The following is a 22,267-nucleotide window of genomic DNA, read 5'->3' on the forward strand; positions in this document are numbered from 1 at the left end:
TAAACAATAAGACAGGGAGTATCATCATGAATAAACACCACTTATTCGTCCTTAGCTTAGGAATACTTGCACTGTCTGGTTGTTCTTCATTTGCAGAACCAGGAAGAGGCGGCGAAGCAGAGAACTATCCACAAGCGGCATTTTCTCCTGTGATGCCAGATCAACCCCTAGGCCCAGAGCATGGCTTACGGTTTGATTGGGAATTAGCCGCTCGTCATCTTGATATTCTCATTTTAGAAAAAGCAGAATGGTGCTTTCCTGCTACCGTTCATCAAGCCAAACAAAATGAAGCTCGAATAGCTCGTGAATTAGAAGGAGGCTTACAACTGGATGCCGCCAATGATTTAGTCATTCAACGTAACCTATTAAAACGTTTAGAACGACAGTTAGATTACGTAAAACGCCAAGAAACCTGCGCTCCACCCTCCGATTCGAACAACGGAAATTCAGATATTGAGTTAGCACAAACTATTTATGACTTACTAAACAGAGACAACCAATTTGCGTTTAATTCAGCCGAACTAAATCCAAAATATGTAGTGAATTTATCAGAAGCATCGCAACTTCTTAATAAGCATCAAGACTTCAAATTGTTAGTCACAGGCCATGCAGATGGCATGGGTGAAGAAGATTTTAACCAAGATCTTGCTCTTAATAGAGCCAAACAGGTAAAACGCTACTTAAGTATTTTTGGGTTATCTATTGATCGTATACACGTAGATTCTGTTGGCTCAAATGACCCATATCTAGCAGGCACAGAGCCTCACGTTAGACTAACCAACCGTCGAGTTACCATTGAGTTACTGCAATTAGATCAACCATTAATGTTAGAGAACAACCACTCAAATGGAGGAAATTAAAATGCGTATTTTCCAAATGATTTTATTCATTTTAGCGTTAAATACCTCTTTTTTAACGGTTGCTAATGATACTAACAATCATGTAAGAGTCGGTGATGTCATCTCAATAATGCTGCCGGGTGAAGACTCTCTAAATAAAAATTTTCACGTCGATAAGCAGGGACGCGTTATTTTACCTGAGGTAGGTCCTATTTTTGTGGCAGGAAAAACGGAAACCCAGATGGTATCTAGCATCACATTAAGTCTTAAAACCATATTACAAGATCTGACTAACCTTCAAGTCTTTATCAGTAAACGTCAGTTAATCATCAATATTCAAGGTTATGTAAAACAGCCAGGAGAATACACATTAACTGATGGAGACTCTGTTCAGCTCGCTCTTTATGCTGCTGGCGGTTTACGCTCTGGTGCGCAACTTAACCGTTTACAGTTACGTCGTTCAAATAAAGTCACTACCTTTAACTACAAAGCCTTTTTAGATTCAGGTAACCAATCTCTTCTGCCTACACTTCAATCATTGGATACCCTATTTATTCCAGCCTCTCCTATGGTAGGTAATATCGAGCAAGAATTTGACCCTGCAAAACTATCTCAAGCCGGTGATGCTGCGGATGGGAAAAAAGCCATCAAGGTATTTGGTGAGGTGAATTCACCGGGGACATTCTCATATAAATCAGGGACTAATCTGGTTGATGTTCTAATGAGAGCGGGGGGGGTTACTCGTTATGCCGGAGTAGAGCAAATTCGTGTGATATCTAAAAACCAACCCGCTCTATTTAATCTAAAGCTTTATTTAGATTCAGGAGATGACAGCCTATTGCCACCACTTGAAGTTGGATCAACCGTCTTTGTTCCTAAACAAGAAGAAGAAATTAAGTCAGGCTCAAACATGGTGTATGTCATGGGTGAAGTAGCAAAACCAGGTGCTTTTGAAGGAAAAAAAGGCGCCACTTTTATGGATATTTTAGCCAATGCCGGAGGCCCAACACGTTTTGCTGAATCTCGTCAGATCCGTGTAATAAAAGCCAACGGAGCTGTGATTAATTTTGATTTATCAGGGTATACCGAAGGAACGAATTATATGCGCCCCCCTGCAATTGCAGCTGGAGATGCTATCTTTGTTCCTGAAAAGACTGACATGAACGAAAAATCATGGTTAAAAATTGCGCCAAGCCGTGCCGTACGAGTACTAGGTGAAGTACAACACCCAGGCCGTATTGAATGGTCAGATGAAATGTCATTTCTTGATTTATTAGCGCATGTAGGCGGGCCAACATTACGCGGAGATACCACTCGAATTGAGATTGTCACCCCAGATGCCAGTGGAAAAAATCACGTTTATACCTTTAACCTAGATTCCTTTATTTCAAAAGGTAAACCGGATTCAGCACTGCCTACTATTCGTGCAGGAGCGACTATTCGAGTTCACGATTTACCACAAGATCCATCAGATAATAAATCACAATGGGTACGTCAAAGCTCTGATAGCTCAATTTATGTCTTTGGTCAGGTCAATGCCGCAGGTCGTTACCGCTTTACCAACGACATGCACTTTCTAGACATTCTTTCAGCAGCGGATGGGCCAACAATGGATGCGGATATTCATAACATCCGCATTACTCATCGAGATAAAAGCTACGCACGAGTCAGTAAATTGAATCTGGCTTTATATTTTGAAACTGGTGATGAATCTCTACTGCCAAAAGTAAAAACAGGCGACACCATTTACATCCCAGAAAAAAATCGTATTTGGGTTGATGAAAGTAAAGAGAGCACCATCCGTGTACTAGGTGCCATTAATAAACCCGGCCGTTACCGTTTTAATGATTCAATGACATTACTTGATCTATTAGCGGAAGCTGGCGGACCAAGTGATGTCGCTTATCTTGAAAAGATCAGTGTTGTAAATCACGCATTGGATGAAGGGCAAGCAAGAACCTTTGATCTTGTTAAATTTAGCCGTACTGCTGACTTTAGAAGCATTCCCGTACTTAGAGCGGGTGATACCGTCTATATTCCAAATAAAGACGAAAGCACAATGGAACAAGTACGTGTTGTAATGAAAGATGTTTTTCAAGTCGTCGCAACCATCGCCTTAATAGGAGCACTATAATGAGAATTCCTTCGTGCCATATGGAAATAGAGCAGGTGTTTTTACAATTAGAAAAACACGAATGCCACTCACTGTGCATTACCTCAACGAACCCTGGTGAGGGGGTAAGCTCTCTTGCTCAAGCCTTAACCGAAAGGCATTTACTTGCGGGTTATCGCACACTTTTGGTTGATTTAAACTTACAAAACCCGAGTTTAACCGCCTTACCTTTAGAGAAAATTATTAATGATGATCAGGCGGAGACATCGCATTGCTTAAGTTATATTACGCATAATACTCAAGTCGTTCTTGGTGTTCCTGTGCCACAAAACAAAGCACAAACAGTAGAGCTACGTCAGCCCAAAAAGCTAAATCAGAAAATAAAAAAATGGCGTGAAGAGTTCGACAAAATCATCATCGACAGCTCTGCTCTCTCTCAATTAAATGCCAATAACATTCCAGCACAAAGTATTGCAGGCTGTTGTGATGGCACCATAATGGTGGTGCTATCCGGTCAAACATTACAGACCGAATTAAAAGAAGCCTTAAAATCGTTAGACAATCATCATGCAAACCTCATCGGTCACGTTTTTAATGATAAATACCAACCTCGACTAAAAAATGAAATTTGCAGAGAAATTGAGCGACTGCGCTTTCTTCCCAATGCAATAACTAGCAAACTAATCGCTTTTGTCCAAAATAATCGATTCTTATCTACCGTGGTGTAATGATGTCTGACGTTATTTTACTTTTTGAAAATACCCAACCAACCTCTCTAGGGTCAGTTCGAGTGCTGCGTCAATCACTGTCTAAAGTGCTTGATCAGTTAAATCTCCAACAAACATTCAAACACCAATGCCTACTTTGCTTTTCTGAATGGAGCACTAACCTTGTGCTTCATCCTAATAAGCCAAGTCAATACCTCACAGTCACCTTAAAAAAAACCAAAATCCATTGGCAACTGAGTGTCACAGATGATGGCGAACCTTGGGACCCAACCTTACAAGAAAAACAGAATGACATTGGTGATTTTTCATTAAAATGCAATGGTCGTGGTATTGATATCATTCAAAGCCAAACGAATGATATTAGCTACCACAGCACTGAAAAAGAAAATGTACTTACCATGCGATGGAGTCGCGAAGGAGAGCAAAGACGACCTCGCCTTCTTATCGTAGAAGATGACGCCATCCAATGTAAACTATACCAAGCTTACCTGCGCGAACAGTTTCATGTCGTGATTAAAACGAATGGGGAAGAAGCCCTAAATTTCCTCAAAAATGAAACGGTTGATTTGATAATTTCAGACATTCAAATGCCAAAAATGGGCGGGTTAGAGTTAAGGCAACGCTTAGAATCAGAAAAAACCTTATCTATCCCCTTCATATTTTTATCTCATCTACAAGATAACAATACCTTAATGGATGCCGCCGATCTTGGTATTGATGATTACCTAGAAAAACCGATTAAAAAAGAAACCTTAATCCGTTCAGTCTTGCGAGTTCTTGCTCGATTTAATCAGGTATATCGTTCACTTTCACAGCAAGTAAATCAAAAAATAACACACACGTTATTACCGCAAGTAACGCTTAATTCTTCCGACTGGAAATTAGCAATAAAACAAAAAAATACAGGGCATGGAGGCGGAGATTTTGTATTATCAATGAGTGACGAAAACACCACTCAATTGTTGTTGGCCGATGTTATGGGCCATGATGAAAGTGCTAAGTTTTTTGCTTACGCTTATGCCGGTTATATCCGAGGCCTAATGCAAAGCTCCCCCCTAACCCAACCTGCTCAATTGCTTTCTGTGTTGTCAGATAGCGCCTATAACGATCAACTGTTATCTCAAACTATGTTGACCAGTTGTTGTATCAGCCTAACAAATGGGCCCACAGTGAAAATGAGCAGTGCCGGACACCCAGCTCCGCTTCATATAAAAAAAACAGAACCAATACTCAAAACAAATCTCATTACCGTTCCAACCGAAGGGATCTTGCTTGGTTTACTGCCTCACACCCAATACCAAGAAACAGAGGTAACCCTACAAAAAGGTGAACGACTTGCTCTATTTACCGATGGATTATTTGAATCAGGAAACTCAATATCAGAGCGTCAAACACTAGAACAATCAATTAAAGAACAGCTTATTAATACGATTAATTTACCTTTAGAAACGGCTATTGAAACCGTAATGCAGACTTTCGATTCACTTGCAGGTACACCACCAAACGATGACGCTTTATTACTTATCATTGAAAAGCAATAAAATATGTGACCAATGTAAATACATAAAGCCAAGGAGTTTATTATGACATTCAGACTAAAAACCATCATTAGTATTACAATTATTCAGAGTCTTATGTTACTGGTATTAGTCTTCAGCTCTGTAACGTTTCTTTCGGATTCTAGCGAACAACAATTGATCTCAAGATCAGCAGCTACTCTACATATGTTCACCAAAGCAATAAAAGAGCCCTTACATTCAGGTGATAAGACAGTCATAACAACCTTAATGAATGATCTCATCGCGCTTGGCAACATTTGTTATGTGAAAATATACGACGCCAAAGGAACCCTTATTACACAAGGGGGGCCTAAGTTACATGAGATCCCAAATCCCGATAGTCCGATATTGCATAACGCCTCAGACGGCAGCTATGATATCCAAACCATCATCAAAAATGGAACAAGCTCACTTGGTAAAGTAGACGTTGGGTTTGGTACTCATGGAATGAACTCCTTTTTAGATAAATCAAAATCGTGGATATATGCTATCGCTTCAATCGAATTAATCTTTATTATTGGACTCTCCTTCTTATTGGGGAATATGTTAACTCGTAATTTAAATAAATTAAAAATTGCGGTTAATACAGTAAAAGAAAAAGGCCCAGGGACACAAGTTAATATTGAATCAAGTGGGGATTTAGAAGAAGTGGCACAAGCCTTCAACTCCATGTCTTATAGCCTTGAGCAAAATTATCATGACTTAAAACAAGCACGTAAAGAAGCCGAAGCCGCAAATGAAAGTAAGAGCCGATTTTTAGCATCAATGAGCCATGAGATCCGAACACCAATGAATGCCGTTCTAGGCATATTAGCTATCTTAAAAGATAATCAATTAAAGCCAACCCAGCGTGAACTTGTAGAAACCGCGACCGATTCTAGTGAGCTGTTATTATCTATCATCAATGATATTTTGGATTTCTCTCGAATGGAAGCCAATACCTTTTATCTAAATAATAAAACATTTAATCTTCATGAATGTGTGCAACATGCTCTTCACAGCTTTCAAGCTCAAGCCGATAAAAAACAACTCAAATTAACCTTATCACTACCAAATAGTGTTCCTGAATATGTTAGCGGGGACATCAATCGCTTACGCCAAATCATGCTTAACCTTATTGGGAACAGCTTAAAATTCACCAATAACGGCAGCATTATTGTCTCTATCGAGATTCATCCAATCGATGGCAGATTGCAACTAAATTGTACAGTTAAAGATTCTGGTATTGGTATTAAAACTGAACAACTAGATAACTTATTTGAAGAATTTACGATGGCTGATAATGGTTTTTCTCGCTCGCATGAGGGGTCTGGTCTAGGGCTTGCAATCACTAAGCGCCTTGTAAACATGATGGATGGCGATATAAAAGTAAAAAGTGAATATAAAAAAGGCAGTGAATTTACCTTTACTATCATGCTTGATCTCTCAACAGCTGAAGAGATTGAAATCATAGAAGCACATAAACAAGCCATCAGCATTCCGACACTAAAAGTAGCAAATAAAGAAGCACACTTACTTGTAGTCGAAGATAACCATGCCAACCAAATCGTGATTAAAAATACCCTTCACTTTGCTGGATATGATATTGATATCGCCAGCAATGGTGAAGACGCTATCTCGATGGTCAAAGAGACATCATATGACCTTATTTTTATGGATATTTCAATGCCAGGGATGGATGGAATAGAAACAACAAAAAATATCCGTTCACTCTCGAAAAAGCACCAATATTTACCTATTATTGCATTAACAGCTCATGCTCTCACTGGTGATAAGGAGCGCTTTATTGAAGCGGGAATGACAGATTATTTGTCAAAACCATTTAATAGAACCAAACTATTAGAATGCATTAATCAGTATTTATCACCCACTGAGTATGACTTAACAGAAAAAGGAATTACTGTGAAAAATGGAGAAAATAAGATCGATAATCAAAAACCACAATACATTGATGAAGAAATTATCCAGCAAATAATTCGAGATACCGATGCCAGTGTTATGCCAGAGTTAATTGAGTTCTATATTATAGAGTCAAAAGTAAGAGTGGAAACCATAAGCAAAGCAGGAAAAGAAAAAGATCTCTACGCTCTCGAATTTGAAGCTCATACACTAGGAAGTAGTGCGCTAACTCTCGGAAACATTGCCTTATCTGCCATTTCACGAGAGATTGAGCTACATTGTATACAACAACAGTTTGATGAAGCCTTTGAAAAATCAGCGCTATTACCTGATATCGCCATGAACTCTTTTTTAGCACTAGAAGAACGAAACGCGCAAGGCTTCACAAAATAAAATGAAAATAACAGTACAATCTAATACATTAAACTATTATAGAATTGCTAAGTAAAACAGGATGTTGCTTATGCTACAAAAAGTACTATTAGTTGAAGACTCAACCTCTCTGGCTATTCTCTATAAACAGTACGTGAAAGATGAACCTTACGACTTCTTTCATGTAACTACTGGAGGAGAGGCCATCGAGTTTATGAAAAAGAATCCACCACAACTGGCAATTCTAGATCTAAAATTGCCAGATATGTCAGGGCAAGATGTACTTGCATGGATGAAAGAAAATCAATTACCAACCGCCGTGATTGTAGCAACTGCACACGGTACTATTAACATTGCGGTTAATTTACTGCAAAGCGGTGCCGATGATTTTATTGAAAAACCCATTCAAGCAGAACGATTGAAAACGTCAATTCGTAACCATCTTAAACGAGCAAAACTTGAAGGTTTAGTCGAAGATCTACAAAACACATTTAACCGGAAAAAATATCAAGGTTTTATTGGTTCAAGTCTTCCTATGCAAGCGGTTTATAAAATTATCGATGCGGTTGCCCCTACCACTGCGAGTGTGTTCATTTATGGTGAAAGTGGTACAGGTAAAGAAGTATGCGCTGAAGCAATTCACTATCAAAGCAAACGCCACAATAAACCTTTTGTTGCCATTAACTGTGGCGCTATTCCCCGAGATTTAATGGAAAGTGAAATATTCGGTCATGTTAAAGGAGCATTCACAGGCGCAACAACAGATCGAAAAGGCGCAGCTATGCTTGCCAATGGCGGAACTCTATTTTTAGATGAGTTATGTGAGATGGAATTAGAAATGCAGAAGAAATTACTGCGTTTTTTACAAACAGGCCGCTTTACACCGCTAGGAGGAAGCAAAGAACTCAGTACTGATTTACGTATTATTTGTGCGACTAATCGAGATCCATTAACCGAGGTAAATGAAGGGCGATTTAGAGAAGATTTATACTATCGAGTGCATGTAGTTCCAATTCAAATGCCACCACTTCGTGAACGTGGAACAGACATCATTGATATTGCCGCCTTCTTCTTAAAGAAATACGCCAAAGAAGATAATAAAAAATTCATCGCCATAAAACGGGATGTTGAGTTAATACTTTGCAACTACTCTTGGCCTGGCAATGTGCGTCAACTGCAAAATATTATTCGTAATGTGGTTGTTCTGCATAACGAAACACACGTAATGATAGAACATCTTCCACCGCCGTTGAATCAACCATTATCAAAACCCACGATAAAACCACCGCTAACGAGTTCTCAACAATCAGTGAAAAAACAACCACCTCAACTAGGCCCTGAGAAAGCAGTCGATACTCAACCATTTGATTCCGTTGATACTCCTAATTCTGTGCAACATGACGCGATAAATACCAATTCAATTCGTCCAATGGCAGATATAGAAAGAGAAGTTATTCAAAATGCCATTGATCACTGTGATGGTAATGTCCTTAATGCCGCAGTATTACTTGAGCTAAGTCCATCAACTTTATATAGAAAAAAACAAGCGTGGGAAGCTTATGAAGAGTCAGATTCATAAACAAGAAAATGATGTCTGGTTACTCTTTGATAGTCGAGATGTGGGGGGGATCGAAACCCACATCTTGCAACTTGCACAGGGGCTAAAGCAATTTCAACGTTCGGTACAGGTTATCTTTCTCTGTAAATATGAACAAAACCACCCGCTCACCATCGCACTAAACAATGCGAATATTTCGTATCGTTTTTTAGATGGTACCTTACGTGATCTTTTAGATTACACTAGGCATCATCGCCCTCGCGTTATCCATTCGCATGGTTACAAGGCCGCAATATATTCTCGATTACTGCGCTTATCCTTACTGACATCTCAAAGAAAAATACGATTTATTAATACCTTTCATGCCGGTGAAATAGGCAAAGGAAAACTGGCTTTGTATGACATAATTGATCGATGGAGCGCTCTATTTAGTCATCATAATTTTGCAGTAAGCGAGCGAATTAACCAACGAATACCGAGTCAGACTACCGTTTTAAATAACTTTATTGATACCACAAATTTAAGATCATCGACTGGAGAGCAAATTGCTTTTGTTGGTCGTTTAAGTCATGAAAAAGCCCCTGACCGATTCATTAAATTAGCAAAACAACACCCTAGCAACTCTTTTCATCTTTATGGTTCAGGTCCAATGGAGCAAGAACTCATCAAGCAACTCCCATGCAATGTTGTTTTCCATGGCCAGCAAAATTCAATGGAAACCATTTGGAATGAAATTGGCTTACTGATTATCAGCTCTCGCTACGAAGGACTACCCATAACGGCATTAGAGGCAATGGGAAGAGGCATACCCGTAATATCAACCCCTGTGGGTAATATAAGTAAACTCATACAGTCAGAAAGAAATGGATGGATTGTTAAGCCAGAAGACTTATCTCAAACGATCTCTCACTGGCTTGAGTTATCACCTATTAATAAAATAGAAATTCAACAAGCTGCACAAAAAACCATTCAAGATCAATTCTCTACCAAAACGATTGTACCTATAGTATTAAAGGCTTACGGAATATAACCCCTCACTTTTTCCTCTCTAAATCCTCTTCTCAAATTGAAAACTCTTATTCTCAATTTGAGAAACATTCACCTACATTTAAATATTAACCTTTAATATCAAATAGATAGCAACAACCGCAATCTGGCACTGCCTTTGCTCTATCTCTTATATCAAGAGAAATGCAAGGAAGGTGTGCGATGTCTAAGAAAACAAAAACAACCTTACTGTTTGTTCATTATGGTGATGATTGGATCCGTGGTTCTGAAGTCTGCTTAATCAATCTAATTAAAAGCATTAATCACCAGAAATATAACTGCATTTTATGGTGTAACCAACAGCGTCTTGTTGATAAAGTACAAAAACAATTAAGTGCGAGTTATGTAACTCCCTTTACTTTATTACTTGGATGGCAAGCCCCTCGTTTCTCTTTCTTAAATTGGCACGATTTCTACCAACAAGGAAAAGAGATAATTAAGCACCATCAGGTCGACTTGATTCACTGTAATAGCGCAGCGCCATGCCAGTGGATGAATATGGTCGCTCGTCATACTAAAACGCCATTAGTTACCCACCTTCACACTCAATATCCATTGCGTGATCGCTTAAGTTTAGGCATTCATCTTAGCCCTAAATTGGTAACCGTCAGCAATGCGATTGGTCAAAGTTTATTACAAGATGGTTATGATAAAAATGGAATAACAATAATCCCTAATGGCATAAATACAAACAAGCTAAATACTCAACAACCCACATTATTACGTGACCAATTAAATATTGATAAGAGCGCCTTTGTTCTGGCAACCTCAGGTTCACTAATCCATAGGAAAGGTGTTGATTTAATTATTGAAAGCCTAAATAAAATTGATGCTACCATGCTTAACATCCATCTCGTTATTATTGGCGAAGGGGAAGAAAGAGCCCAACTTGAACATCAAGCAAAACAACTGAATTTAAGCAACAATGTGCATTTTTTAGGAGAACAATGCAATGTTGTCGGCCTATTAAAAAGCAACATTAACGCCTACATAAGTGGAGCAAGAGATGAAGCCTTTGGTTTAGCATTAATCGAGGCCTCACTAGCTCAATTACCCGTGATTGCCCCTATGGTTGGTGGCATTCCAGAGGTGATCAGCCACTATGAAACAGGATTACTAACCCAACCAGAAGACAGTGATTCTTTTGCCAAAGCAATTATGGTGTTTATTCATAATCCTCACCTTGCTGAAGAGATGGGCAGAAAAGGAAAAGAAACCGTTTACCGCTATTTCTCTCTCTCACAATACACCAAACAATTTGAAGCTGTGTATGAGCAGCAACTAAGCACAACAGCAACTACCCCCTATGCGCGCCCATTAACACAAGCGATTCACCCTGTATTTTCAAATCTAGCTTACATATCTAACCTGTTAATTAATAAGCTTTTTTCTTCAAATTCTAAAGTTATTCCAAAACAAGGAGGAAAATCATGAATAAATCTAATCATATTTTAGTCCTTGACCCAATAACCTATTCGGGAGGTTCAAAAATTGCCACCCGTGAAATGTTGGATTTGCTTAATCGTAAAAATAACCGCGTAACAATTCTAACCGCTAATCCAAGCTCTTGGTTACTACGAAATGTAGAAATAATTAAGATGTCCCACCCTAACTGGCTACCCGTTTCAGAATATGGAAAAAGCTATTGGACTAGACAGCTCTATTTTTGTTTTTGGTTATTTTATGCGCGACTTTTTTACGGAAAAATTGATGTCGCCGTTGGTGCATCTGGCCCAGGGATTGATATGCCTATTTATATAATGAAGTGTTTTTTAGGGTATCAAATTACTCAATTGATCCATGGTCCAGTAGGGTTATCTCGCTCCATTGGATTATGCCTCTGTCACGCTGAACACGTTTTCTATCTTCAAAGTACTTACCCCTCTTTGCTTACCGCACTTAAACAAGTATGGCGAAAAGATGAGTTATCAGTACAAACAGCGAAACAAGAACAACTTTTTGCTACTCACCACTTTGAATCGTTTGTTAATGGGATAGCTAAAAAAAACCGCCCAAGTGCATGCCAATATCAATCACCAAGTTTATTTTGGGCCGCTTCACTATTGAAATGGAAGGGGTTAGATTTACTGTTAGAAACAACCGAAAACATTCCTACGGATGAACGAATTCCAACAAATATCTGTTATTTGACACCTGAAAACAATGTGCTACCTACTACACGAGCACCTAGGCTGATAGAAAGCATTACTTGGCATCACCAACCATCTAATTTAGATACATTACGTGCTCAGGCTAATATTTTTGTATCAACTAGCCATCAAGAACCTTTTGGGCTCTCTATCTTAGAGGCATTAATGGCAGGAATGTGCGTGATCATCCCCTCAGATGGTGCGTTTTGGGATTTAGTATTAACCCATAATAAAAACTGCCTTAAATACCAACCTAATGACATAAGTTCACTGCAACTTCGCATCTCACAGGCAGGTAGCGATCTCAATCTGATCACCCAATTAGGTCAATCTGGTGCTCATTTGTCTCAAGGTTACCAAGCTGAGAAATGCTACTTATCAATTAAATTTGCAATGGAAAAGCGTCCTTTAGCAGCATTAGCTTTAAATGAGGTGAAGCAATGAAATTATGTCCTTTGTCACCGACATTAAAAAACATGGCTCTTTATGGCAGTAGTATTGTATTAATGAAGGGCGTTTCTCTTTTCATGCTGCCTTTTATTGCTAACCATATTTCCCAGCATGAACTTGGACGCTTAGAGCTATTATCTACTTTTGCAATGATTTTAAGTGTTGTTCTTGGTTTTTCATTACATGAAGCCCTATATCGATTTGCAGGTACAGAACAAGATCCACATAAAAAACGAAGAATTACGGGTGAAATTTTCACATTAACCATGATAGTTGGCGCAATATCACTCCCTATTATCTGGATATTAAGTCCATTTTTCAGTGAATGGAAACCAGAATATGCCAATACAATTGAATTAGAGTTGTTATTAATGCCATTGGCTTTTGAGGGCATGATTGCTGTCGTTCTAGCCTCACTTAGAATGCGAGAAAAAGCCAAATTATTCTTCTACCTGACGACTGGTCGTGCCTTATTGCAAGCATTACTAACTGTGGTTGTTCTTTATCAAGGTTATGGCATTACGGCCATTCTTCTGGCTGGATTTATGAGTGCAGCCTTGCAAATATTTGCATTGGTTTATCTACAAACTAAACAAAATAAGAAAGTACGTGGTACCGGTTTTATCTTTAATAAAGAAATCACCTCCCTTTGTATTCCTTATTGTTTACCTCTTATGACCAGTGGCTTAGTCGCTTTTGGGCTTAATGGATTTGAGCGCTGGGTATTAGCCGAAAACACCTCTCTTTCTGATTTGGCTCTTTATGCCGTCGCTCTTAAATTCGCTTTAGCCTTAACATTACTAATGCAACCATTCTGCATGTGGTGGATGCCCAAGCGCTTTGATTATTTACAATCACAAGGCAAAGAAATCACAGCTAAAATGACTCAAAGTAGTCTCGTTCTATTATGCGGGCTCACTATTCTTATCTGTTACCTCGCTCCTCTACTAATTGAGTGGTTAATGCCAGCAAGTTATCAACAAGCCAAAACCATCGCTATTGCCTTGATCATCGTTTCTGCAATTAAAGAATTAAATGAATTAATCAACCTTGGTGCATTAGCAGAGAAACAGACTAAAAAATTATTATGGATTAACAGTTTTGCCACAGGGCTTGGCATGATTGCTATTCTAGTTCTTACACCTATTTACGGCATGAGTGGCGTTATTAGCTCCCTAATCTTAGCTCAAACGATACGAGTAATACTCACCTTTATACTCTCTCAAAGCGCTCATCCATTACCTTACTCGTTAGGAAAATTAAGCATACTATTACTCATTACCAGTGTATCCATTGCGCTAAGTCTTTCTTCATTTTCTGTTGGTATTCAATTAATGATGGCGGCACTCTGCACCACATCTGTCGTCATTTTAGCTTCGCAATTACAATTGGTCACTCTACCTAAAAGTGAACAAGGCGAGAAATGCCTATGAATATGAATAACGCATCACTTCAATCAAAAACGTTGCAATGGTTTACAGCAATTGCCTGCTCATTATTTATAGGAGGAATATGGCACTTTTATCCTCATCCTTCTTGGATTATAAGTTTAAGTGTCCTTTCACTTGCTGCACTTTATACCCTTAATCGTCCATTTATTATTGTGCTATTTTTTGTGATTTTTTCTTTTTTCCGCATACATGAAGTTTTTCCACAGCTTTATTCTTTAAAAATTCCATTATTCCTCTCACTCGGATCACTCACAGCTCTTATCTGGCAAGTGGGGATCACTCGTCAAATTAAACTATTTTGGTGTAAAGAGTTCACTTTTCTTACTCTTTTCCTAGTAATAGTCATTGTTGGTGTCATATTTTCTAGTAACCGCCTTCTTGCCATTGAGTATTTCAAAAACATTTACTGGAAAATAATATTAATGACATTTGCCATTGCCATATTAGTAAGAACACCACAACAAATCGCATTCACCTTAAAAGCTATCACCATTGCAGGAGCATTAGTTGGTATCGTTGCTATTCAAAACAAACTTGGAGGTATTGGGCTAATTGAGGGAACTCGTGTCACTATTGGACGAGAGTTTGGCTCTATGCTTGGTGATCCCAATGACTTAGCCTTAGTACTTATGTTTCCCATCTCATTTGCTGTTGCTTTATTGGTTACTCACCAATTGCCTTGGCACCATCGTATGATTGGCTTTATCGCTATCCCTATTCTATTTTGGGCCGTCATCGCAACGCAAAGTAGAGGTGGATTACTAGGTATGATCGCAGTCTTTGGGATCTACGGATTACAAAGAATCAAATCAAAAGTGCTATTAATGACGATAGCCGTGATGGCTAGTGGGGCTTTATTTGTGGTTGCAGGGATCTCAGAGAGAGTATCAGGAGGCGCTGCAGAAGCTGGGATTGATGCATCTGCAATGGGACGTTTATACGCATGGGAAGCCGCTTTTAAAATGGCGGTAAACAATCCTATCACTGGCGTCGGGTTAGATAATTTTTATTCCAATTACTTTTATTACAGCCCTCATTGGGATGGCTTAAATCATGCGGTTCATAGTACTTGGTTTGGCGTACTTGCTGAAACAGGCTTTCTTGGACTTAGCGTTTTTATCTCTTTAATCGTCGTACTTATTAAAAGTGCCAATCGTACTTTAACATCAGTAAAAGCGGTAAAAGATGAAATAAATCCAGCCATTTACGCCAGTGCTCAAGCTATATTTGCAGGTTTAATTGGAACTATTGTATCTGGAACCTTTTTAACCCAAGGTTTTAATTGGCCGATTTATATTTTAGCCGCCTTAGTGGTTGCAGTGACTAAAACCTGTGAGATTGCGCTCAATGAAATAGAGATAGATACGAGAAAAAGCGAAATTCAAAACGATTCTCAAAACGATTCTCAAAATGAGAAAAACCAATAAGTTAAAAATACAAAACTATAATACATTGAAAAACAAATGGAAAATAATTGGCACAATCCATGAAATACTCTTTATAAAGCGTTATCAAAAAAGGAATGCCATGATGAGTACATTATCTGTCTATCGCCTAAAGCAATGGCTAAAAAATGGTGAAAGCCCATTAGCAACAACGCTATTTCACATTGCTAAAACCATTCGTCACTTTGAGCTACCAACACCTCAAATTCTTAATAAACTCTTTTATGGTCTACATAAAATCATTATTACTCAATGGCAAGCTTTCACTCATCTTGTATTTTATGTTCCTGCATTTAAAGGGCGATTAAATAGCTATGGTAAACGCACACGGCTATACGGCGGCTTACCTTTTTTTAGCGGCCCACTGACGATGAGCATAGGTAATGATTGTCGCATTTCAGGGCAAACCACCTTTAGCGGTCGCACAAACTCAGCGAACCCCACTCTCTCCGTAGGTGATAATGTCGATATTTGTTGGCAAACCACCATTGCAGTTGGCAATAAAGTTGTGATTGGCGATAACGTACGTATTGCAGGACAAGGCTTCCTATGTGGTTATCCTGGCCATCCTATTGAACCAACCGACCGCGCACAAGGTAAGGCAGACTTAGACAGCCAAGTCGGGGACATTATTTTAGAAAAAGACGTCTGGCTAGGCTCTCGAGTGAGCATCATTGGTAATGTGACGGTTGGTGAAGGCACCATTGTTGCCTCTGGCAGCGTAGTAACTAAAAGTCTTCCTTCGTTTGTGTTGGCTGGAGGAAATCCTGCAAAAGTCATTAAACCTCTAGAGATAAATACAGCAACCAGCAGCAGAGAGGACATTGATTATGAGGCATGATCTTATCGTTTTTGGTGAAGATTGGGGCGGTTTACCCTCTAGCACCCAACATTTAATTAAACAGCTGTCACTGACTCGTAAAGTGATTTGGGTAAACTCCATTGGATTACGCCAACCTAATTGGTCTTTACATGATATTAAGCGTGTGTGGACGAAGCTGACACAATCAACCATAAGCGCTGAAGAAAGCACTCACTTCGCGCCTTTTCTAACGGTTAATATCAAAACTATTCCAGCGCCAAAAGGAATATTTGCTCGATGGATAGCCAAACAATTAATCGTTAGCCAATTAAAGCCCCTCATAAAAAAGGCACAGCTGAACCACCCTATTTTATGGACCTCGCTACCGACTGTCGCAGATGTTTGCGGCAGCTTAGGGGAATCGAGCATTGTGTATTATTGCGGAGATGATTTTGGCGCTCTGGCTGGTGTTGATCACCAGGTTATTCTTCAACATGAGCAAAAACTCATACAAAAATCAGACCTGATTCTCGCAGCTAGCCTAACACTATGCCATAAATTTCCTGAAGAAAAAGTACAATTATTACCTCATGGTGTCGATTTTACTTTATTTAACCAACCCGTTTTTAGAGCAAAGGATTTACCTAACGATGGCAGGCCTATTGCTGGATTTTATGGCAGTTTATCCAAATGGCTCGACTATGAGTTAATTAATCAAATCACTGAGATCAATCCAGATTGGCACTTTGTTTTTATTGGACAAAATGAATTAACTTATAACCCAATAACACTACGTGACAATGTACATCTTATGGGAGCAAAACCTCATAGCCAATTACCACGTTACAGTCAGCATTGGCAAGTAAGTCTATTACCATTTATCGATAACGAGCAAATAAGAGCCTGTAACCCTCTTAAACTTTTGGAATATCTAGCAACAGGAACCCCCATTATCAGTACTGATTTTCCGGCGTTACATCCTTATAAATCAGCGATTCACACTGTAAATTCACTCGCCGAATTCAACTCAAGCTTAAACTCTATCCAACAAGAATGGCTAAGACATAATAAAGAAACACTTCATAAACGAAAGCAGCAACACACGAAACTCATCAAGTCACATACATGGCAAGCAAAAGCCAAGCAACTTGAGGCTTGGTTGGAGGCATTATGATCACATTAAGCCAACGTTTTCTTATTATGTTTGAATCAGCATGGCGTCGTCGCTATCTGATCGCTATTCCTATTTTACTGATGCCTATTATTGGATTGGTAATTGGAAAACTAGCGCCCCAATATTACCACTCTCATACCAGTATGCTGATCCAAGAAACGGCAAAAATGAATCCATTTCTTGAAGATTTAGCCGTATCAAGCATGCTAAAAGAGCGATTAAGTTCACTACAAACCCTATTACACAGTCGACATATTTTAGGGTTAGTCGCCAAAGAGAGGGGCTATGTGCATGAATCAATGTCACCCCAATCTACCGATAACGCCATCGCTCTTTTATCTAGCAACCTATCAGTCACTATGGCAGGGAAAGATTTAATCCGTATTGATTACCAATCCAATCAACCTGAAGGTATGAAAGAAACACTAGAAACCGTGAGTCGCCATTTTACTGAACAATTATTGGCTCCAGAGCGTTCATCACTGAAAGATTCAAGTCAATTCTTATCAGACAATATAGATCAACGCCGTAAAGAATTAGATCTTGCGGAAGGCAAACTTGCTGAATTTAAAAACCGTGAAAATACCATTCTTCCTGAAATGCAAATCACCAGTTTAGATCGCTTAACCAAACTCAAACAGCGCTTATATGAGCGTCAAGCAGAGCTTGCTGGTGCAGAAAAACGCTTAGGGTCTATTGACTTACAATTATCAAAAACCAATCCAGTTATTGGGAAAATAGAAGAACAAATCATTAGGATTCGTGGAGAGTTAACCTTACTTCAAGCCAAATACACGCCTCAACACAGTAAAGTTCAAGGAAAACTAAGAAATCTTAACCGATTAGAAGAAGAACGAACTCGCCTACTTTCTCAAACTCAACCAGGGCTGAGCAGTGAACAGCTGTGGGATATCGCCAGCAGCAACAGTGTTGAAGATCTTGCCAAAGCACCACCCATTTTACTCTCTCAGCTTGAGGAGTTACAAAAGGCCACCAGTAAAGTCGATGCATTAAGTGAAGAAACGCGCGTTCTCGAAAGCATGATCAAGGAGATAGAAGAACAAGCGTCACTATTTGGAGAGAATGAAAAAGAGTTATATCAACTGCAACGAGACTTAATCTTAAAACGTGAACTATACAATGACTTAGTAGAACGATTTGAAATGGCGAAATTAACTCGATCTCTTGGTGTCTTTGAGCAAGAAAAACGAGTAAAAATAATAGATAGACCCTACAAACCAAACAGCCCATCAAACTTACCTAATATTCTCTTTGTTATTGCAGGGTTCGCAGGAGGGATTGCACTTGGCGTTGGAATGGCCGTCATTGCAGAACTATGTGACACAACAATACGAAGAAGAGATGAAATACAACAACTGAGTGATGCGCCAGTATTAAGTCGTATATTACCTCAGGAAGTTAAATGCTTTCAGCTATTTTTATATAAGTAATCCACTCAGATCACCATTATACGTCACGTTTATTTTCAAATTCATTGTTATGTCATCAAAACGATTTCTATATTCATTCTCAATTTGAAAATAAACAACAGAAAATAAATAACACATTGAAAATTAACATTAATATTTATGGCATGAACTCTGCAGTTCTATTAAAACAAATAAGAATAAGGAGCTTACTATGAAAACAATTGTTCATGTTGTTCAGCATCTTTCTCCTGGAGGGCTAGAAACTATGGTGCTAGATATGTTGGCATTTACTAATCCAAATTATCGCATCATGGTAGTGAGCTTAGAAGGTGAACTCCTTAACACAATTAAACGTTGGCCAAGATTGCTTCAATATCAAGAGCAGATAATCTGTTTAGAAAAAGTTCCGGGTATATCTCTAAAAATAATAAAACAACTCGTCCGTATTTTTACTCGTTATGATGTTGATGTAGTTCACTCTCACCATATTGGTCCTATGCTATATTCTAGTTTGGCAGCCAAACTAAGCACTAAAGTGCAACATATTCATACTGAACATGACGCATGGCATTTAAATGAAAAAAAAGATCGTTATATACAAAAGTTAATCCTCCTTTTATCGAAACCGACCCTCGTTGCTGACGCCAATTTCGTAAAAAAAAACCTACATAATATCTTTAAAAACTATCCTATTTATACGATAAAAAATGGTATTGACCCTTATAAATTCAATGCTGGTGATAAAAATAAAGCACGAAAAACACTGGGAGTATGCCTACCAAATCACGCTATTATTATTGGTAATGCCGCGCGCCTAGAAGCAGTTAAAGGGCAGTCAAATCTCATAGAATCCATGCTATTTCTTGATAAAAAATACCATTTACTTCTCGCTGGTTCTGGGTCACAAAAAGAATATTTACAACACTTAGTTACCCAATATAAATTAGAAGATAGAGTACATTTTCTAGGGCATATCGACCACATGCCTACATTTTATCAGGCGCTAGATGTATTTTGTCTGCCTTCAAATAACGAGGGGTTTCCGCTATCAACTCTAGAAGCACAATCGTGTGGTATTCCTTGTGTTGCTAATCATGTCGGAGGAGTCTCTGAAACCTTGTGCCCTAAATACAGTCAATTGGTCAACAACAACTTACCCATGACATTAACGACTGCAATTATTAGTATTACTACCCTCCCTAAAACAGGCAGCCCAAGGCATTATATTTTACATAATAACCATGCAAGATCGATGGCAACAGCGTATGAAAGCCTCTACTTTCCGGGAGTAGCTATATGAATAATATCCTTATTATAATAACCTCTATCAGTATTATTGCTGTGGTATACCATCATGCGTTATACCCAATACTCTTACAGTGGTTTTCAAAAAAACACCCTCCACATGGTATAAAAATAACGCCAAGAGGATTTCATAAATCAAAAAAAGATCATATTTTACCGAAAGTTACTATGATTATCCCTGCTTATAATGAGCAAGAATGGATAGCAGATAAGATTAGAAACTTAGCATGCATTGATTACCCATCAAACAAACTCACAATCATTATTGCTTGTGATGGTTGTACAGATGATACGGTAGTTATTGCACATAATACGATTCAAGAGGCTATCTGCTCTGATGTACATATCGAAGTTCTGGTGTTTAAAGAAAACCAAGGAAAAGTCGCCTTACTCAACCAATTAATTCCTCAATATAATAGCGATATTATTGCCCTTAGTGATGTTTCTGCCCTGCTCTCTTACGACGCTTTATTAATTGCAGCGAAGCATTTTGAGGACCCAACCGTTGGTGTCGTTAATCCAACCTACCATTTGCTAAAACCAAGCTCTGAGGGTGAAAAAAAATATTGGGAATACCAAACCAGAATTAAACAACAAGAGGCTACTCTAGGGTCAAGCTTAGGGTCTCATGGTGCTTTTTATCTCTTTCGACATGAGCTATTTATCACCTTGGATAAAGACACCATCAATGATGACTTTATTCTGCCAATGAAAATTGTCGAACAAGGTTATCAAGCAATTTATGACCCAAGTATTCGTGCATTAGAACTCGAGCGAGTTGTTCAAAATGAGGATTTCTCACGACGCTTAAGAATATCAGCCGGTAACCTTCAACAACTACTACGATTATTTCCTTTATTTAATCCCAAATATAAAGGCACTGCATTTACTTTTTTCTCAGGAAAAGGGCTTAGATTTACCATGCCCTATTTTATGATAATGGCTTATATTGGTTCAGCATTATTGCTATCTAATCCATTATTTTTCAGTGCCTTTGTTGGACAGACATTAGGATACAGCCTAGGTTTTATGGGTTTCTTATTTCCTCGTATTTTCTCAAATAAATACTGCCAAACCTTAACCTATCTTGTCATTGGGCATACAGCGAACTTACTTGGTGGTCTTACCTATCTTTTCAATAAACCAAAATCCTCTTGGACTCATGTGCATAAATAATAAAAGGAGCTGATTATGATCGATTCTTATTACACTATTAACCAACCGATTATTCGCGTTAAACGCATTTTCGATGTGAGTTTATCGCTCATTGGCTTGTTGCTTACCCTACCAATGTTTCCTTTTATTGCACTGGCTATCAAGCTTAACTCAAGAGGTCCTGTTTTTTATCGCCAATTAAGAGTTGGTAAAGCAATGCCTGAGCAGATACATGTTTTTGAAATGATTAAATTTAGAAGTATGGTACAAGATGCAGAAGTAGCAACAGGAGCAACATTAGCGACTAAAGACGATACCAGAGTAACTCTAGTTGGTAAATTTTTAAGAAAAACACGATTAGATGAACTACCACAATTTTTTAATGTACTGAATGGCGATATGTCACTTGTGGGTCCAAGGCCAGAAAGACCAACATTTTATAATAAACTAGAACAAGAGATCCCTTATTTTAGTGAACGTACTTATGGAGTACTACCAGGAATTACTGGACTTGCCCAAGTAAATCAAGGTTATGACACCTGTATAGAGGATGTTCGTTCAAAGGTAGGATTTGATCATAGCTATGCACTCTCTCTTAGATCAATTTCCAGCTGGATAAAATCGGATATTTCTATTTTATTAATGACAGTAAAAGTAATGTTCTTTGCCCGAGGTCAATGAGATTATAATTATTAAATAATGAGATCCGGTAATAATTAATATATAAATAGTAAGACTTTGAATTCTTAAATATGAGACCGTCAAAAATCGTATTTACCTGTTACTATGA

17 protein-coding genes are annotated in these 22,267 nt (G+C 38.5%); all 17 read left to right on the top strand.

What is annotated here, in order from left to right; translation table 11 throughout:
• Positions 1-26: 26 nt before the first annotated feature.
• Positions 27-860, top strand: a complete 834-nt coding sequence (locus tag PVK62_RS01155; RefSeq protein ID WP_274442874.1) for an OmpA family protein — start codon at positions 27-29, stop codon at positions 858-860.
• Position 861: 1 nt separating this feature from the next.
• Positions 862-2,973, top strand: coding sequence for an SLBB domain-containing protein (locus tag PVK62_RS01160; protein WP_274442873.1), 2,112 nt, complete (start codon positions 862-864; stop codon positions 2,971-2,973).
• Positions 2,973-3,680, top strand: a complete 708-nt coding sequence (locus tag PVK62_RS01165) for a CpsD/CapB family tyrosine-protein kinase (RefSeq protein ID WP_274442872.1) — start codon at positions 2,973-2,975, stop codon at positions 3,678-3,680. The genes PVK62_RS01160 and PVK62_RS01165 overlap by 1 nt, the downstream gene beginning before the upstream one ends.
• Positions 3,681-3,682: 2 nt before the next feature.
• A complete protein-coding gene (locus PVK62_RS01170) occupies positions 3,683-5,221 on the top strand; it encodes a SpoIIE family protein phosphatase (protein ID WP_274442871.1) in 1,539 nt (512 codons plus the stop codon).
• 42 nt (positions 5,222-5,263) lie between these two features.
• Positions 5,264-7,531 carry a hybrid sensor histidine kinase/response regulator gene (locus PVK62_RS01175; RefSeq protein WP_274442870.1) on the top strand — a complete coding sequence of 756 codons (2,268 nt, stop codon included), beginning with the start codon at positions 5,264-5,266 and terminating at the stop codon, positions 7,529-7,531.
• Positions 7,532-7,601: 70 nt separating this feature from the next.
• Positions 7,602-9,089 carry a sigma-54-dependent transcriptional regulator gene (locus tag PVK62_RS01180; RefSeq protein WP_274442869.1) on the top strand — a complete coding sequence of 496 codons (1,488 nt, stop codon included), beginning with the start codon at positions 7,602-7,604 and terminating at the stop codon, positions 9,087-9,089.
• Positions 9,070-10,098 carry a glycosyltransferase family 4 protein gene (locus tag PVK62_RS01185; RefSeq protein WP_274442868.1) on the top strand — a complete coding sequence of 343 codons (1,029 nt, stop codon included), beginning with the start codon at positions 9,070-9,072 and terminating at the stop codon, positions 10,096-10,098. Before PVK62_RS01180 ends, PVK62_RS01185 begins: the two co-directional genes overlap by 20 nt.
• 179 nt (positions 10,099-10,277) lie before the next feature.
• A complete protein-coding gene (locus PVK62_RS01190) occupies positions 10,278-11,549 on the top strand; it encodes a glycosyltransferase family 4 protein (protein ID WP_274442867.1) in 1,272 nt (423 codons plus the stop codon).
• Entirely contained in the window at positions 11,546-12,709 is a 1,164-nt protein-coding gene (locus PVK62_RS01195) for a glycosyltransferase family 4 protein (protein WP_274442866.1), read from the top strand. Before PVK62_RS01190 ends, PVK62_RS01195 begins: the two co-directional genes overlap by 4 nt.
• A complete protein-coding gene (locus tag PVK62_RS01200) occupies positions 12,706-14,148 on the top strand; it encodes a lipopolysaccharide biosynthesis protein (protein ID WP_274442865.1) in 1,443 nt (480 codons plus the stop codon). Before PVK62_RS01195 ends, PVK62_RS01200 begins: the two co-directional genes overlap by 4 nt.
• Positions 14,145-15,593, top strand: a complete 1,449-nt coding sequence (locus tag PVK62_RS01205) for an O-antigen ligase family protein (protein ID WP_274449328.1) — start codon at positions 14,145-14,147, stop codon at positions 15,591-15,593. Before PVK62_RS01200 ends, PVK62_RS01205 begins: the two co-directional genes overlap by 4 nt.
• A 103-nt stretch (positions 15,594-15,696) precedes the next feature.
• On the top strand, positions 15,697-16,452 hold the full coding sequence (locus PVK62_RS01210) for an acyltransferase (RefSeq protein ID WP_274442910.1): 756 nt from the start codon (positions 15,697-15,699) through the stop codon (positions 16,450-16,452).
• The gene (locus tag PVK62_RS01215) at positions 16,442-17,587 is read left to right on the top strand and encodes a glycosyltransferase (RefSeq protein WP_274442863.1); all 1,146 of its coding nucleotides are present in this window, start codon (positions 16,442-16,444) and stop codon (positions 17,585-17,587) included. Before PVK62_RS01210 ends, PVK62_RS01215 begins: the two co-directional genes overlap by 11 nt.
• Positions 17,584-19,038 (top strand): GumC family protein, encoded by a 1,455-nt coding sequence (locus PVK62_RS01220; protein WP_274442862.1) that lies wholly within the window; start codon positions 17,584-17,586, stop codon positions 19,036-19,038. The genes PVK62_RS01215 and PVK62_RS01220 overlap by 4 nt, the downstream gene beginning before the upstream one ends.
• Before the next feature lie 190 nt (positions 19,039-19,228).
• Positions 19,229-20,317, top strand: a complete 1,089-nt coding sequence (locus tag PVK62_RS01225; protein WP_274442861.1) for a glycosyltransferase — start codon at positions 19,229-19,231, stop codon at positions 20,315-20,317.
• Complete coding sequence (locus PVK62_RS01230) at positions 20,314-21,498, top strand: glycosyltransferase family 2 protein (protein WP_274442860.1); 1,185 nt, start codon at positions 20,314-20,316, stop codon at positions 21,496-21,498. The genes PVK62_RS01225 and PVK62_RS01230 overlap by 4 nt, the downstream gene beginning before the upstream one ends.
• Positions 21,499-21,513: 15 nt before the next feature.
• Positions 21,514-22,158 (top strand): sugar transferase, encoded by a 645-nt coding sequence (locus PVK62_RS01235; RefSeq protein WP_274442859.1) that lies wholly within the window; start codon positions 21,514-21,516, stop codon positions 22,156-22,158.
• Positions 22,159-22,267 lie beyond the last annotated feature (109 nt).

Source organism: Aliivibrio sp. S3MY1, assembly GCF_028765575.1.
Classification (GTDB): Bacteria; Pseudomonadota; Gammaproteobacteria; order Enterobacterales; family Vibrionaceae; genus Aliivibrio.